This is a genomic window from Moraxella sp. FZFQ2102 (genome assembly GCF_024137865.1).
In the GTDB taxonomy this organism is placed as follows: domain Bacteria; phylum Pseudomonadota; class Gammaproteobacteria; order Pseudomonadales; family Moraxellaceae; genus Moraxella.
On sequence record NZ_CP099960.1, the window covers coordinates 1,932,755 to 1,948,869 of the forward strand.

General features: G+C 48.0%; 13 protein-coding genes. All 13 read left to right on the forward strand.

Going from position 1 to position 16,115, the window contains the following annotated elements:
* Positions 1–8 precede the first annotated feature (8 nt).
* Entirely contained in the window at positions 9–1,766 is a 1,758-nt protein-coding gene (nuoC, locus tag NGM44_RS09105) for an NADH-quinone oxidoreductase subunit C/D (RefSeq protein WP_253223352.1), read from the forward strand.
* A gap of 34 nt (positions 1,767–1,800) precedes the next feature.
* Positions 1,801–2,310 carry an NADH-quinone oxidoreductase subunit NuoE gene (gene nuoE, locus NGM44_RS09110; RefSeq protein WP_253223353.1) on the forward strand — a complete coding sequence of 170 codons (510 nt, stop codon included), beginning with the start codon at positions 1,801–1,803 and terminating at the stop codon, positions 2,308–2,310.
* Between the two features lie 53 nt (positions 2,311–2,363).
* The gene (gene nuoF, locus NGM44_RS09115; protein WP_371923547.1) at positions 2,364–3,734 is read left to right on the forward strand and encodes an NADH-quinone oxidoreductase subunit NuoF; all 1,371 of its coding nucleotides are present in this window, start codon (positions 2,364–2,366) and stop codon (positions 3,732–3,734) included.
* Entirely contained in the window at positions 3,734–6,793 is a 3,060-nt protein-coding gene (gene nuoG, locus NGM44_RS09120; protein ID WP_253223355.1) for an NADH-quinone oxidoreductase subunit NuoG, read from the forward strand. Before nuoF ends, nuoG begins: the two co-directional genes overlap by 1 nt.
* Before the next feature lie 47 nt (positions 6,794–6,840).
* Positions 6,841–7,824, forward strand: a complete 984-nt coding sequence (gene nuoH, locus NGM44_RS09125) for an NADH-quinone oxidoreductase subunit NuoH (protein ID WP_371923548.1) — start codon at positions 6,841–6,843, stop codon at positions 7,822–7,824.
* Positions 7,825–7,836: 12 nt separating this feature from the next.
* Complete coding sequence (nuoI, locus tag NGM44_RS09130; protein ID WP_253223357.1) at positions 7,837–8,385, forward strand: NADH-quinone oxidoreductase subunit NuoI; 549 nt, start codon at positions 7,837–7,839, stop codon at positions 8,383–8,385.
* A complete protein-coding gene (gene nuoJ / locus NGM44_RS09135; RefSeq protein ID WP_253223358.1) occupies positions 8,382–9,023 on the forward strand; it encodes an NADH-quinone oxidoreductase subunit J in 642 nt (213 codons plus the stop codon). The genes nuoI and nuoJ overlap by 4 nt, the downstream gene beginning before the upstream one ends.
* A 92-nt stretch (positions 9,024–9,115) precedes the next feature.
* The gene (nuoK, locus tag NGM44_RS09140; protein ID WP_371923549.1) at positions 9,116–9,394 is read left to right on the forward strand and encodes an NADH-quinone oxidoreductase subunit NuoK; all 279 of its coding nucleotides are present in this window, start codon (positions 9,116–9,118) and stop codon (positions 9,392–9,394) included.
* A 3-nt stretch (positions 9,395–9,397) separates the two neighbouring features.
* Positions 9,398–11,269 carry an NADH-quinone oxidoreductase subunit L gene (gene nuoL / locus NGM44_RS09145; protein ID WP_253223359.1) on the forward strand — a complete coding sequence of 624 codons (1,872 nt, stop codon included), beginning with the start codon at positions 9,398–9,400 and terminating at the stop codon, positions 11,267–11,269.
* Position 11,270: 1 nt separating this feature from the next.
* Positions 11,271–12,971: an NADH-quinone oxidoreductase subunit M gene (nuoM, locus tag NGM44_RS09150; protein WP_253223360.1), complete on the forward strand. Its 1,701-nt coding sequence runs from the start codon at positions 11,271–11,273 to the stop codon at positions 12,969–12,971.
* A 2-nt stretch (positions 12,972–12,973) separates the two neighbouring features.
* The gene (locus NGM44_RS09155; RefSeq protein ID WP_253223361.1) at positions 12,974–14,452 is read left to right on the forward strand and encodes an NADH-quinone oxidoreductase subunit N; all 1,479 of its coding nucleotides are present in this window, start codon (positions 12,974–12,976) and stop codon (positions 14,450–14,452) included.
* A 99-nt stretch (positions 14,453–14,551) separates the two neighbouring features.
* The gene (locus tag NGM44_RS09160) at positions 14,552–15,355 is read left to right on the forward strand and encodes a ferredoxin--NADP reductase (protein WP_253223362.1); all 804 of its coding nucleotides are present in this window, start codon (positions 14,552–14,554) and stop codon (positions 15,353–15,355) included.
* Between the two features lie 3 nt (positions 15,356–15,358).
* Positions 15,359–16,015 (forward strand): nicotinamidase, encoded by a 657-nt coding sequence (locus tag NGM44_RS09165; RefSeq protein ID WP_253223363.1) that lies wholly within the window; start codon positions 15,359–15,361, stop codon positions 16,013–16,015.
* Positions 16,016–16,115 lie beyond the last annotated feature (100 nt).

The following is a 16,115-nucleotide window of genomic DNA, read 5'->3' on the forward strand; positions in this document are numbered from 1 at the left end:
ATAACAAAATGAGTTTCAATGATACTGCGCCGAAGCATCACGCGATTTTTACGGCGTTAAATGTTAAGCATCATGGGCAATATACCATCCAAGAAACAGCAGATGGTATTCCGACCATTTGGGTGAGCGCTGATCATGTGTTGGATGTTTTGATGACGCTGCGCACCTTGCCAAAGCCCTATGTCATGCTGGTGGATTTGTCTGCCATTGACGAGCGTCTGCGCACCCATCGCTATGGCTTGCCGCCAAGTGATTTTACTGTGTTTTATCACTTGATGAGCCTTGAGCGCAATGAAGATATCCGCGTAAAAGTCGCGCTAAAAGAAGGTCAAAGCATCCCATCAGCGACCAAGATTTATCCAAATGCCAACTGGTATGAGCGCGAAGTGTACGATATGTTTGGCATCATCTTTGATGGTCATCCGCACTTGACGCGTATCTTATTGCCAAAATACTGGGAAGGTCATCCGCTGCGCAAAGAATACCACGCGCGTGCGACCGAATTTACACCATATTTTCTAAATACCGCCAAGCAGCAGTTTGAGCAAGAGAACTTACGCTTTGTGCCTGAAGAGTGGGGCATGAAACGCTCGGGTCGTGATGAAGACTTCATGTTCCTAAACATCGGCCCGAACCACCCATCGGCGCACGGTGCATTCCGTTTGGTGCTACAGTTGGATGGTGAAGAGATCATCGACTGTATCCCTGACATCGGCTATCACCATCGCGGCGCCGAGAAGATGGCGGAGCGTCAGACTTGGCATTCGTTCATTCCATACACTGACCGCATCGACTACTTGGGCGGTGTGATGAATGAGCTGCCATACATCATGGCGGTGGAAAAATTGGCAGGTATTACCGTGCCTGAGCGCGCGCAGACCATTCGCGTGATGATGAGTGAATTTTTCCGCATTACCAATAACCTACTGTACTGGGGTACATTCATCCAAGACGCAGGCGGTATGACGCCAGTATTTTATATGTTTGCCGACCGTCAAAAAGCCTACGATGTCATCGAAGCGGTGACAGGCTATCGTATGCATCCTGCGTGGTTCCGTATCGGTGGCACGGCGCATGATTTGCCAAATGGCTGGCAGAAACTGGTGCGCGATTTCCTAGACTGGATGCCAAAGCGTATTGATGAATATTTCAAAGCGACGATGACCAACACGGTGCTAAAAGGCCGCACCCAAGCGGTCGCCCAATACGATGCTAAGCAAGCCTTAGCATGGGGTGTGACAGGTGCAGGTCTGCGTGCGACGGGTATTGATTTTGACTTGCGTAAGGCACGCCCGTATATGGGTTATGAAAACTTTGACTTTGAAGTGCCGGTATTCTATAACGGTGATGCTTATGATCGCTGCTTGGTGAAAATTGAAGAGATTCGCCAAAGTCTGCGCATCATTGAGCAGTGCCTGAACAATATGCCATCAGGTCCTTATAAAGCCGAGCATCCGCTGGCTGTACCACCACCAAAAGACCGCACACTACAAGACATCGAGACCTTGATCAACCACTTCGTATCGGTCTCATGGGGTCCTGTGATGCCAGCGGGCGAAAGCTGCGCAATGGTTGAAGGTGTCAAGGGTCTGAACAGCTACTATGTGACTTCAGATAACTCAACGATGAGCTATCGTACGCGTATTCGCACACCGACCTTTGCACACTTGCAACAAATGCCAAGCGTGATCAATGGTTCATTGGTGTCTGATGCGATCATTTACTTGGCAAGTATTGATATTGTCATGGCGGATTGTGATCGATAATTAAGATGTGATAATAACAAAAATAAGGGTTTATATGAAAATTGTAACTGATAAAACCCCCAAAGTGGATGTGGCATCCATTTTGACCAAGGAAGAAATTGCAGGCATTGATGAATATATTCATCACTACCCACAAGCGCGTGCTGCAGTACTTGATGCACTTAAATTGGTTCAAAAACGCAACGGTTGGGTCGATGATGCCCAAGTGGCGGCGATTGCCAATATGCTTGACATCGCTGTGACTGATGTGGAAGGTGTGGCGACATTCTTTAACCGCATCTATCGCAGCCCTGTTGGTCGTCATGTGATCTTGATCTGTGACTCGATCGCCTGCTATTTGACAGGCTATGAAGCACTGGCAGATGAGTTCAAAAAGCAGCTGGGTATTGACTTTGGTCAGACCACTACCGATGGCAGATTTACGCTATTGCCAATCTGCTGCTTAGGTAACTGCGATAAAGGCCCAAGCGTGCTGATCGGTGAAGATACTTATGGTCCTGTACTGCCAAGCGAAGTGTCATTATTATTGGAGCAATACGCATGAAAACAGTTGCAGAACAAATCGATGCTCGTAAAAATGGCTTAGCACCAAGTCAGCTGAATAATCAGCGCGTACCGATCTATGGCGTGGGTCTTGCCGAAGGTGAAGAGCCAACTAGTCTTACGCATCCATTGACTTGGCGCTTGTTCCACCAAGATGCGGTGCTAAAACTTGCTGATTACCTTGCCCTAAAAGGCTTTGAAGGTCTAAAAATCGCCTTATCAAAAACCCCAAAAGAAGTCGGCGAGATGATCAAAACTGCCAATGTCCGTGGTCGTGGTGGTGCAGGCTTTAACGCAGGCTTGAAGTGGACATTCATGACACCACCAGATGGCGGTGTGCGCTACTTGATCTGTAATGCTGACGAGATGGAACCAGGGACATTTAAAGACCGTCTATTGATGGAGCGTCTGCCATTTCAGTTGATCGAAGGGATGTTGATTACCGCCTATGCCATCGGTGCTAGTGTCGGCTATATCTTTATCCGTGGTGAGTACATCCTAGCGGCTGAACGCCTAGAAGCTGCGATTAAAGAGCTGCATGAAGCGGGCCTTATGGGCGATGATATTCTTGGCAGTGGTTTTAATTTTGATCTGCATGTGCATACGGGCGCAGGTCGCTATATTTGCGGTGAAGAAACAGCTCTAATCAACTGCCTAGAAGGTCGTCGTGCCAATCCACGCACTAAGCCGCCTTTCCCACAAGTCTCAGGCGCGTGGGGTCGTCCGACAGTGGTGAACAATGTCGAAACGCTGAATAATATGTCAGCCATCATGCTAAATGGCGTGCAGTGGTACCTGGATTTACCAAAGAAAAAAGGCAAATCAGAAACCCCAGGGACCAAAATCATGGGCTGTTCAGGTCGCGTAAAAGACGCAGGTCTGTGGGAAGTGCCATTTGGTTATACTGCGCGTGAGTTGATTGAGCTGGCTGGCGGTATGCAAGATGGTCTGAAGCTAAAAGCATGGCTACCAGGTGGTGCAAGTACCGATTTTCTGACCGCAAGCGATGAGCATCTTGATCTTGTGATGGACTTTGATCCGATCATGAAAGCAGGTAGTCGCCTAGGTACTTGCCTAATGATGGTCGTCGATGAAACTCAAGATATGGTGAGTCTATCCAAGAACCTACAGCAATTTTTCCAACGCGAAAGCTGTGGCTGGTGTACACCATGCCGCGACGGTCTGCCTTGGGGTGTAAAAATGCTTGATGCTATCGACAATGGTCACGGCAAGCCTGAAGATATTGACAAATTATCCGAGCTGACACGCGATCTGTGGATTGGTAAGACTTTCTGCGCGCACGCACCAGGGGCGATGGAGCCATTGATGAGTGCATTGAAATATTTCCGCCATGAATTTGACAATAAAATCAATCAGCCTGCACCAGATGCAGCTGAGCAATCAGCACAACAAGGGGGTGTGTGATGGCAGTCATTCATATTGATGGTAAAACTGTCGAAGTCGATAGTGCTGATAACCTATTACAAGCCTGTTTGTCATTGGGCATCGACATCCCGTATTTCTGCTACCATCCTGCTTTGGGCTCGGTCGGCTCATGCCGTCAGTGCGCAGTCAAGCAATACAACAACGCCGAAGATTATGCCGCAGGTCGTGGCCGTTTGGTGATGAGCTGTATGGTTGCGCCGACCAATGATATGTATATCTCGGTTGATGATGATGAAGCTAAGGCATTTCGTAAGCGTATCGTTGAGTACATCATGACCAACCATCCGCACGACTGCCCAACTTGTGAAGAAGGTGGTCACTGCCATCTACAGGACATGACTTATATGTCAGGTCATCGCGAGCGCCGTTATCGCTTTACCAAGCGCACGCACCACAACCAAGATTTAGGCCCATTCATCAATCATGAGATGAACCGCTGTATCGCGTGCTATCGCTGTGTGCGTTTTTATAAAGACTATGCAGGCGGCGAAGACATGGGCGTGTATGCGTCGAACAACCGCGTGTATTTCGGCCGTGAAGCAGATGGTCAGTTTGAAAGTGAATTTAGCGGTAACTTGACCGAAGTCTGCCCAACAGGTGTATTTACCGACGCCACGCATTCAGACCGCTACAACCGTAAATGGGATATGCAGTACGCGCCAAGCGTGTGCCATGGCTGCTCTACAGGCTGCAACATCTCAGCAGGCGAGCGTTATGGTGAGCTGCGCCGCATTGAAAACCGCTATAATCATGATGTCAATGGTTATTTCCTATGTGACCGCGGCCGCTTCGGTTATGGTTATGTCAATCGTGCCGATCGCCCATTGACCCCATGCCAAAACACCGCCAATGGCAAAGTAGCACTCACCGCTGATGCAGCATTGGATACCGCCATTGAATTATTAAAAGGTAAAAAAGCCATCGGTATCGGCTCAGATGCAAGCAGCATTGAGAATAACTTTGCGCTCAAAAAACTGGTCGGTGCGGATAATTACAGCACAGGTCAATCATTGGCAACCCAAAGCTTGATTGATAAATCGGTGCAAATTCTTCGTAATGATAGCGTGTATAATGTTTCGGTTGCCCAAATCGAGCAAGCTGATGCAGTATTCATTTTGGGTGAAGACATCACGCAGACTTCTGCGCGTGTGGCACTGTCTGTACGCCAAGCAGCGAAAAATAAAGCCAAAGATATGGCGACAGCGCTGCGTACTGAGCATTGGCTGGCTGAGCCTGTCAAGCGTATTGGTCAAAATGCCTATAGTCCGATCTATGTCGTCGATGTGGTCGATACCAAGCTTGATGACATTGCTAAGGTGTCTGCTGTGGCGACGATCGAAGATGTTGCGCGCTTGGGCTACTTGGTCGGTGAAGTGATTGAGACTTTCGGCACGGATTTGGATCGTCTTGCCAAGCCAAGCTTGAATGCCAGCGATGAAATGCTAGATTTGGCTTATCAAATCGCCAAAGATCTAATCACTGCTAATCAGCCATTGGTCATCTCAGGTACTTCATTGTCATCAAGCCATGTGATTGATGCAGCAGGTTATATCACGACCGCCTTGACCAAAAAACGCCAAGCGATCAAAGCGCAAAACGATGCTGAGCTACAAGCATATCAAGCGCAAGTGGATGCACTGAATGCAGCAGAACTGCCTGAACATGATCCACAATTGGCAGCCAAGCCTGAGCATGAAGGTACGAATACCGATAAGGCAGAGCAAGCGCAACTGGTACGCATTCCAGAGCCAAAAGCCTTAGATAAGCGCTTTGCACCTGTGGCGGGCATTTATCTTGCCTTACCAGCGGCGAACAGCGCAGGTCTAAGCTTGCTTGGTGGTAAATCAATCGAAGAAGTGCTGGCGTCAGACTTTGAAGTGGCGGTGGTACTAGAAAATGATTTGAGCCAACTTGCCAGTATCAATGCCTTGGGCAAGCTTCATGACAAGACTGTGATTGTTATCGATCATCAAAATTATCCGTGGCATGATGGCGTGGATTTGGTGCTGTCAGCATCAAGCTTTGCCGAAAGTGATGGTACACTTGTCTCAGCTGAAGGTCGCGCGCAGCGTTTCTTCCAAGCTTATGATAAAAAATATTATGAGCCAACTTCAGAGATCAAAGACGCGTGGCGTTGGTTGTATGCACTTGGCTTTGAGACTGGTAAAGGCGCGAGCGCAGCGCACTTGGACGAAGTCATTGATGATATTGGCAATGAAGTACCTGCTTTGGCAAATATCAAAGCAGCCGCACCGAATGCCGACTATCGCATCACAGGTCTGAAAATCGCGCGTGAACCACGCCGCTACTCAGGCCGTACCGCGATGCGTGCGCCACTATCAATCCATGAGCCAATGCAGCCAAAGGATCTAGATACAGCGTTGACTTTCTCGATGGAGGGCTATGTGGGGAACCAAACCAACCCAGCGAGCATCCCATTTGCATGGGCGGCAGGGTGGAACTCACCACAAGCTTGGAACAAATACCAAGATAAAGTCGGTGGTAAGCTAAAAGGCGGTGATGTCGGCGTGCGTCTGTTTGATATTTTGCCACGATTGGATACGACTTATCACAGCCATCGCACTGAGATCCAGGATCCTGCATCGACCAGTGTATTTAATGGTATCGTGCGCTTAGTGCCTGTGCATAATATCTTCTCATCATCACCGATGGCGAGCCGAAGCCCAGTGGTAGCAGGTCAAATCAAACCGATCGGTTGGTATGTCAATGAAGAAGATGCCAATCATTGGCAAGTGCGCGAAGGGGATTTGCTCAGTATCCAAAGCGTACAAGGCGAGATCGTATTGCCTGTACTGATTAATGAGTTCATCCCTGAAGGCTGCATCGGCTATGCCGCAGGTCAAGTGCCACTATCACCAAAAGTGCCAACGACCATCAAGCGTGCTGACAGCGTAGATCCTGTCTATCAGCCTGCTTATCAGCTGAGCGTGCAGAATCTGCCAAGCCGTCACAACAATCCATTATTTAAGGCAAGTGATACGCCTGTGAATGTCGCACCATCCATGGAGGCTGTGTAATGTCATCTCGTATTATTCCAGAAGTACCAGCATTTTTGGCGAATGCGATGAGCTTTGATGTGTGGTCGGTATTGTTTTTGGTCATTCAGGCTTTGGTGATTTTCCTAGGTCTAGTGATTGTCGCGGCACTGATGATCGTCTATGAGCGCCGTATGCTTGCACTGTGGCAAGACCGCTACGGCCCAAACCGTGTGGGTTGGCAAGGTTCGCTACAGCTGGTGGCGGATATGCTGAAGATTTTTTTCAAAGAAGACTGGACGCCAGAATTTGCTGACAAAAAAATCTTCACCCTAGCGCCTGCGATTGCGATGTTCACTGCTTTGGCAAGCTTTGCCATCATTCCACTAAGCCCAACATTGGGCGCAGCAGATTGGAATATTGGCTTATTGTTCTTTTTTGCCATGGCAGGACTAGCTGTCTATGCAGTGATGTTTGGTGGTTGGTCATCGGCGAACAAATTCTCGTTACTAGGCGGTCTGCGTTCATCTGCCCAAACCATCAGTTATGAAGTCTTTTTGGGCTTATCACTGATGGGTGTGGTGGCGATGGCGGGATCGTTTAACCTGCGCGACATCGTTGAAGCACAAGCGACCGTTTGGAATGTCATTCCACAATTCTTTGGCTTTTTGGCATTCGTGGTGGCAGGCGTAGCAGTGACGCACCGCCATCCCTTTGACCAGCCAGAAGCTGAGCAAGAGCTTGCTGAAGGTTATCATGTTGAATATTCAGGCATGAAATTTGGTATGTTCTTCATCGGTGAATATGTCAATGTCGTGCTGATTTCGGCGCTGATGACTTGCTTGTTCTTTGGCGGTTGGCTGCCACCGTTTGGCATTGACATTCCATTCATCGCCCCTGTGGTGTGGTTCATGCTAAAGACTTTGTTCTTTATGACCATGTTTATCCTTGCGCGTGGCTCATTGATGCGTCCGCGTTATGATCAGGTGATGAACTTTGGTTGGAAAGTGTGTTTGCCAGTCACTTTGGTGAATTTGCTTGTAACTGCAGCTGTCATTTTATTAGTACAATAAGGCTGGTGAAATATGTTTACAACTCTAAAAGATACGGCAGTTGGCATCATCAGTATCGTCCGCTCATTGTGGATGGTCAATAGCCATGCCTTGCGTCCGCGTGATACGATTTTATATCCAGAACAACCCGTGCCAGTGCCGCCGCGTTTTCGTGGTCGCATTATTCTGACGCGTGATCCTGATGGTGATGAACGCTGCGTGGCGTGTAACTTATGTGCTGTGGCGTGTCCTGTGGGCTGTATCAGCCTACAAAAAGCCGAGCGTGAAGATGGTCGCTGGTATCCAGAATTTTTCCGTATTAATTTCTCGCGCTGCGTATTTTGTGGTATGTGCGAAGAAGCTTGCCCAACGACAGCGATTCAGCTGACCCCTGATTTTGAATTGGGTGAGTACAATCGCCAAAACTTGGTCTATGAAAAAGAGCATCTGCTGATCTCAGGACCAGGCAAATATCCTGATTATAACTATTACCGTGTCACTGGCATGGCGACCGAAAAACAACCAAAAGGCTCGCACCAAAACGAAGCGACACCGATTGATGTGCGGAGTTTGTTACCATGATGACGATTTTATCTGATATTTTAAGCAATGCCAATTTGGTGGGTTTTTATGCCTTGGCAGCGGTGGCGATTTATGCCAGTTTCCGTGTAGTAACGCACGCCAATCCAGTACACGCCATCTTGTCGATGATTGTATCACTATTGGCAGTGGCAGGGATTTTCTTTATTTTGGGTGCGCCGTTTGCAGGTGTCTTGGAAGTCATCGTATATGCCGGTGCGATTTTGGTGCTGTTCGTCTTTGTGATCATGATGCTAAATCTTGGCACGGATGTCAGTGAAGAAAAATCATGGCTGACATCGAATGCGTGGGCGACACCAGTAGGCTTAACATTGATCATCGCTGCGGTATTGGTTGGTATCATCAGTGCGTCACCAAATGGCGCTCAGATGCTAAGCGCCCAAACAGTAGATGCCAAAGCGGTGGGTACAAGCCTATTTACCCAGTATGTGCTACTGGTGGAAGTGGCAGCATTCTTATTATTGGGTGCGTTGGTCGCAGCATATCACTTGGGCAAAAAAGCCTTGGATGATGAGAACTTCAGTCATTATCAAGACACTGAAGCAGGCGCAAATGCACCGAACCATCAGCCAGATGGACCAGTTTTTACACAACATAATAATAACAAAGGGGGTCTGTAATGGCGACAAATTTGCAGACATCAGTCACACAAGCTGCAGCACAAGCAAGTGAACAGATTGCCAATTTGGGCATTCCTGTATCACACGCGCTGATGTTGTGCGCGATTTTATTCGCCATCGGTCTGGTTGGCGTGATGGCGCGCCGCAATGTGCTGTTTATGCTGATGAGCCTTGAGATCATGATGAACTCGACCGCGTTGGCTTTCGTTATTGGCGGTAATATTTGGGGCAGTCCTGATGGGCAGGTGATGTTTATTTTTGTCCTGACTTTGGCAGCTGCTGAAGCTGCTATTGGTTTGGCTATTTTGTTGCAATTTTATCATCGATTCCGCAATCTTGATGTGAATCAAGCTAGCAGATTGAAGGGGTAAATTATGAGTATGTTAGCATGGACTTTTATTTGCCCACTGATTGGTTTTTTGATCTTGGCAAGTTTGCGAGATCGCCTATCTGAGATGATGGCAACCATCATCGGTGTGGGTTCGATGGCATTGTCAGCAATTGCGGCATTGATGGCATCGATGGAGTATTTGAATAATTATAATGGTCAAGCAATCAATGTGCCGTTGTGGACATGGCTGAAAGTGGGTGAGTTTGCCCCTGCTTTTGGTTTGCATTTTGATGGTTTGACCTTGACCATGACAGGGATTATCACTGGCATTGGTTTTTTGATTCATCTATTCGCTTCATGGTATATGAAGGGTGAAGAAGGTTTTGCACGCTTTTTTAGCTATCTGAACCTATTTGTGGCAAGTATGCTGCTTTTGGTACAAGCGGATAACTTATTGCTACTTTACCTAGGTTGGGAAGGTGTCGGTATCTGCTCGTATCTATTGATCGGCTTTTATTATACCGAGCGTGCTAATGGTCGTGCAGCGATCAAGGCATTTACTGTGACGCGTGTCGGTGATGTGTTCCTGGCAATTGGTCTGTTCTTATTGTTCCGTGAATTTGGCACTTTGACCATTTCTGAGATCATTACCAAAGCACCTGAAGTATTTACGCTCAATAACCCAACGATGATTTTGACCACCATGATGTTGGTTGGTGGCGCTTGGGGTAAGTCAGCGCAGATTCCGCTACACACTTGGCTGGCTGATGCGATGGCAGGTCCGACACCTGTCTCAGCACTGATCCACGCAGCGACAATGGTTACAGCTGGCGTGTATCTGATCGCGCGTATGCATCCGCTATTTATCCTGACGCCTGAAGTACTGCTGTACTGGGTTGGTGGTGTTGGCGCAATCTCAATGTTGGTGGCGGGTTTTTGTGCCTTGGCGCAGACCGATATCAAGCGTATCTTGGCATACTCCACCATGAGTCAGCTTGGTTATATGTTCATCGCACTGGGCGTGGGCGCATGGCAAGTGGCGATTTTCCACTTGATGACGCACGCATTCTTTAAGGCATTGCTATTTTTGTCATCGGGTGCGGTGATCTTGTCAGTACATCATGAGCAAAACATCTTTAAAATGGGTGGTCTGTATAAGAAAATCCCATTAGTGTTCGCTTGCTTTGTTGTCGGTGGTGGTGCGCTGGTTGCGCTGCCTTGGATTACCGTGGGCTTTTATTCTAAAGAAGCGATTCTTTGGGAAGCGTACGCTGGCGGTTACCAAACGCTGTTTTGGGCGGGTGTCTTTGGTGCATTCTTAACATCAATCTATACTTTCCGTATGATTTGGATCACTTTCTTTGGTGAAGAAAAAACCCACGCACACAAGCTATCGGGCATCTCATACTGGCTGCCATTGGTGGTGTTGCTTGTGCTATCGACTGGTATCGGTGCAATGATCGTACCGCCATTGGCTGATGTCTTGCCATTGGGTCCAGGTGCGGCACTTGAAGCTGCAGGTGAAGCACACGCCAAGCACACGGCTGAACTGATTGCTACTGGCTTTATGGCGGCAGGCTTGATTTTGGCGGTGCTATTGTATGCAGTGAATAAAGGTCGCTTGGTTGATGGCTTTAAAAAGACTGCCATCGGTGGCGCGCTGTATCACTGGTGCTATCACGGTTTGGGCTTTGATGCTTTGTATGACATTGTATTTGTCAAGCCGTTCTTGGCAATCACCAAAGGGCTAAAAGCCGATCCTGTCGATAAGCTGATCGGTATTTTCCCGGCATTGGCATCTGTGGGCAACAAAATCACTGCAAAAACCCAAACAGGGCTATTGCGCACCCACATGGCAGGCTTTGGTTTTGGCTTAGTAATTATTCTAATCTTGGCAATGATGATGGTGGTGTAAGATGGCATTAGAACAAAATTGGATACTGCCAGCATTGATTGCAATTCCATTTATTGCAGGTGTGCTGTGCTGGCTTATTGAAAAAGTAAGCGATCGCTTGCCACGATGGATTGCCTTGATTGCAATGATTGTGACATTTGGTCTATCGCTTGTGTTGTGGCAGCAGGGGAATTTTAATACCTTGCTTGCAACAGATGGTATGGCGGATAAGGCAAATTTACCTTGGGCAGCGCAGTTTGTGCTACCTTGGATTCCAAGCTTAGGCATCAAATTCCACCTAGCGATGGATGGTCTGTCGCTATTGATGGTGGCTTTGACAGCATTTCTTGGCATCATGGCGGTGGGCTGTTCTTGGGGTGAAATCCAAAAACGCGTCGGCTTTTTTATGCTGAATCTGCTGTGGAGCTTAGGCGGCGTTATTGGTGTATTTTTGGCAATTGACTTATTCTTATTCTTCTTCTTTTGGGAGATGATGCTGTTGCCGATTTATTTCTTGATTGCGCTGTGGGGTCATAATGCCACAGGCGGTCGCACCAAAGAATATGCCGCAACCAAATTCTTCATCTACACCCAAGCATCAGGTCTTGTGATGTTGATCGGTATTTTGCTGCTTGTCATCATTCACTTTAGCCAAACTGGCGTGCTAAGCTTTGATTATCATGACCTACTGGGTCTGAATCTGGGCGCGTGGGAATACATCATCATGCTGTGCTTCTTCATTGGTTTTGCGGTGAAATTGCCAGTATTCCCACTGCACAGCTGGCTGCCTGACGCGCACGCACAAGCGCCGACAGCAGGTTCGGTGGACTTGGCAGGTATCTTGATCAAGACAGCGGCATTTGGTCTGTTGCGCTTTGTCTTGCCATTATTCCCAACAGCATCGGCTGAATTCGCTCCGGTTGCCATCGTGCTTGGTATGATCGGTGTGGTGTATGGCGCACTACTTGCTTTTGCCCAAACCGACATCAAGCGTCTGCTTGCTTATACGAGCGTGTCACACATGGGCTTTGTGGTATTGGCGGTGTTCGCTGGTACTTTGGTATCGCTACAAGGTTTGATGGTGCAGATGATTGCGCACGGTCTGTCGAGTGCGGCGCTATTTATCATGGCAGGTCAGTTGTACGAACGCTTACATACGCGTGATTTGACCAAGATGGGTGGTATGTGGGGTCAGTTCCGCTACTTTGCACCGCTGCTGATGTTCTTTAGTGCGGCACTGCTGGGTATTCCAGGGACAGGTAACTTCATCGGTGAGATCCTGATTCTGCTTGGTGCGTTTGAACTACATCCGATCGCAACTGTCATCGCTACAGCAAGCCTTGTCTTGGCAGGCCTGTATGCGCTGATCATGATTTATCAAGCACTATTTGGTGACAACACCACTGTGGCATTGGTCAAGCAAAATGGTGGTAAGCTAAAAGATCTTGGCAAGCGCGAATTGGTCTTGTTATTGACCTTGGGCGCGGGTCTGGTATGGCTGGGTCTATACCCACAGCCTGTGATGGATAAATCACAAGGCTCAATGCAGTGGATCGCCCAAGCGTATGCCAATCAAGTACAAGCCACCGAGCCTGCGCATGGTGTGCGTCTGATTGATGGGTCGATGGCGGAATATATGCACGACAATCACGATCGCTTGTATGAGCGCGGTGAAAATCAATCTTTTAGCCCAGTGGGCGATAACCACAATCATGGGGAGTGATTATGAATAGTATGGTTTTTGCATCTGTTTCGTCACTGCTGCCAGTGATTGTGGTGGCATTGACAGCGCTCGTGGTGATGATTGCCATCGCCATCAAGCGTTCGCATTTTTGGGTGGCGACCTTAAGCGTCGTCGGCTTGAACATTGCCTTGTTGGCATTGATCGCACAAGCATCAGGGTTGATCATCTCAGGTGAAGCGTTTGGCAATCTGTACCTATTTGACGGATTTGCCAAGTTCAATATGGGTGTGATCGTCATCGCAGCATTGGCGTGCTGTACACTGTCTTATGGTTATTTTGAGACATTGAAAGACAATAAAGACGAGCTGTATCTATTGATGCTGATCTCAACGATGGGCGCGATGCTGATGACAGGCGCGCAGCATTTGGCATCATTCTTTATGAGCCTTGAGCTATTGTCTGTGCCGATGTATGGTATGCTTGCTTATACTTTCTTGCGCGCGCGTTCGCTAGAAGCGGGTCTAAAATACCTAGTGATGTCGGCAGCAGCATCAGCAACCCTATTGATGGGCATGGCGCTGATCTATGCTGATGCAGGTACTTTGTACTTTGGTGAATTGGCAAAACTGCTGTTCTCAGGCCAAGTCTCAAGCCTATTCGTCGCAGGTTCTGTGATGATGATGGCAGCGATCGCCTTCAAGCTATCAGCAGCACCATTCCACGCGTGGGTATCTGATGTCTATGAAGGCGCACCTGCGCCAGTAGCGGCATTCTTAGCAAGTGTGAGCAAGGTGGCGATGATGGCATTGGCACTGCGCTTTATGATCGGTAGTATGGTACCTGTGATGCCTGCCTTTGATAATGTGCTGATTTTGATCATTGCCTTGTCAATTCTATTGGGTAACTTACTTGCCATTCGCCAACAGAACCTGAAGCGTATGCTTGCTTATTCATCGATTGCGCACATTGGCTATGCTCTGATCGCGCTGTTGTCAGTCGGCTCAGGCAGCACAAGCGTCATCAGTATGTATATGGCGGTGTATGCGCTGACTTCGATCGGTGCATTCGGTGTGATTGCTTTGATGTCAAGCCCGTACCGTGAGCGCGGTCATACATCGATCAGTGGCGAAGCGGATGAGCTGCGTTTTTATCAAGGTCTGTTCTGGCGTCGTCCTGTACTGTCAGGTGTCTTGACAGTGATGTTATTGTCATTGGCAGGTATTCCGCTGACGGCAGGTTTTGTCACTAAGTTCACCATTTTCTTTACCGCGGTTCAAGGCGTGCGCTTTTGGGCAGCAGGTATGGTGATCCTAGGCAGCGCCATCGGTTTGTACTACTATTTGCGCGTTTTGGTAACCTTGTACCAAAAACCAAAAGTACAGCTAGAATACGATGCGCATGAGCATTGGGGCATCAAGGCTGGTGGTATCATGGTGATGATTGTCACCGTTCTGGTGGTGGTCTTTGGTATCTTGCCAGAAGGTCTAATGCAGATGGTGTCATTTGCAAGCATTGGCTAAATCGCGCCCATGACCGAACAAGCACCACAAAATGGTGCTTGTTTTGTTTTGTGAGCTTTGGTATAGTTAGCAGGATAAAATATAAGGAAAAATTTAACAATGAGTGATGACAAAGCCGTCGTCTTAACCGTATTATCAAAAACCGTCTGGTCGGATTCTTTATTCAGTTTTACCACCACAAGACCAGATGGTTTTCGTTTTGAAGCAGGGCAGTTCGTCCGCCTTGGAGTCAATCCAAGTAAGCTTGCCGCCAATCAAGGCAAAGATGCGCCCGATGAGACCATTTTTCGTGCGTATTCGGTGGTGTCATCGCCTTATGATGAAGCGCTGGAATTTTTCTCAGTGGTTGTGCCTGATGGCGCGTTTACATCGCAGCTTAAAGATTTGCAAGTGGGCGATACGCTGTATTTGAACACCACGCCATTTGGCTTTTTGACTTTATCGCGCTATCAAGAGCCAAAGCCAAATACGCTGTGGCTACTTGCAACAGGAACAGGGCTTGCGCCATTTTTATCAATGCTGCAAGATCTCTACACTTGGCAGCAGTATGATAATATTGTGCTTGCTTATAGCGCGCGTACGGTGAGTGAATTGGCGTATCAAGATAAAATCCACCAGATTGCTGATGATTTTACAAGTTTAGTGGATAATCCTGCCAAGTTCATCTATGTGCCAATCGTCACGCGTGAAGCGGTGGCGGGCTGTCTAAATCAGCGACTGCCGATACTCATTGCCAATGGCGAGCTTGAAAAAACTGCAGGCATCACATTTGATCAAGACTGCCATGCCATGCTGTGCGGCAATCCGCAGATGGTTGATGATACCAAAGAAGCACTCAAGGCAAAGGGCTTAACCATGAACCGCCGCGGCGTCGGTAATATCGCTGTAGAAAATTATTGGTGACTTATGACAACTCAATTTCCATCTTTAGCAAATATCGATCAAGCCAAAACCGCGCTGATCGTCGTCGATGTCCAAAATGGCTTTATCACAGGCAATCTGGCTGTGCCAAATGCAGCGCGTATCGTGCCGATTATCAATGAAATCGCCAAGCAGTTCGACCATGTGATTTTGACGCAGGATTATCATCCGAGCAATCACATTTCATTTGCCAAGCATCACGAAGGCAAAAAGCCATTTGATACCATTGTGCTGTCGTATGGCGAGCAGGTGCTGTGGCCGAATCACTGCGAGCAAGGTACACAAGATGCCGAATTTCATGCCGATTTATCAATTCCGCACGCCGAGCTGATTTTGCGTAAGGGTTATAATGCGCAGGTGGATAGCTATTCGGCGTTCATGGAAGCAGATGGCACGATGACAGGCTTGGATGGCTATCTGAAGCAGCGCGGCATTGATACTTTGTATTTTGTTGGTATCGCGACCGATTATTGCGTGACTTGGTCCACGATCGATGCGGTGAACCTAGGCTATCAATGCACGGTGCTGATGGATGCGACCGCTGCCATTGATCAAGATGGCTCACTGCAAGACGCCATTGATGATATGCAGGCACTTGGGGTGAATTTGGATTTTGAGAAATTTACAGTCTGCCAACTTTGAAATAATGCTGTGTTGAACTCGTGCGTGTACTGCTTGTGCAACTTCGCCTGTTTTCCTTGCCTTATTTCAAATTTGTTTGACTATTATCTTTAAAATAAAT

Coding starts and splice junctions, on each gene's coding strand:
- NGM44_RS09165 (WP_253223363.1), top strand. CDS start 15,359: ATGACAACTCAATTTCCATCTTTAGCAAATATCGATCAAGCCAAAACC.
- nuoH (WP_371923548.1), top strand. CDS start 6,841: ATGAGCTTTGATGTGTGGTCGGTATTGTTTTTGGTCATTCAGGCTTTG.
- nuoE (WP_253223353.1), top strand. CDS start 1,801: ATGAAAATTGTAACTGATAAAACCCCCAAAGTGGATGTGGCATCCATT.
- nuoI (WP_253223357.1), top strand. CDS start 7,837: ATGTTTACAACTCTAAAAGATACGGCAGTTGGCATCATCAGTATCGTC.
- NGM44_RS09160 (WP_253223362.1), top strand. CDS start 14,552: ATGAGTGATGACAAAGCCGTCGTCTTAACCGTATTATCAAAAACCGTC.
- nuoL (WP_253223359.1), top strand. CDS start 9,398: ATGAGTATGTTAGCATGGACTTTTATTTGCCCACTGATTGGTTTTTTG.
- nuoJ (WP_253223358.1), top strand. CDS start 8,382: ATGATGACGATTTTATCTGATATTTTAAGCAATGCCAATTTGGTGGGT.
- nuoC (WP_253223352.1), top strand. CDS start 9: ATGAGTTTCAATGATACTGCGCCGAAGCATCACGCGATTTTTACGGCG.
- nuoK (WP_371923549.1), top strand. CDS start 9,116: ATGTTGTGCGCGATTTTATTCGCCATCGGTCTGGTTGGCGTGATGGCG.
- nuoM (WP_253223360.1), top strand. CDS start 11,271: ATGGCATTAGAACAAAATTGGATACTGCCAGCATTGATTGCAATTCCA.
- nuoG (WP_253223355.1), top strand. CDS start 3,734: ATGGCAGTCATTCATATTGATGGTAAAACTGTCGAAGTCGATAGTGCT.
- NGM44_RS09155 (WP_253223361.1), top strand. CDS start 12,974: ATGAATAGTATGGTTTTTGCATCTGTTTCGTCACTGCTGCCAGTGATT.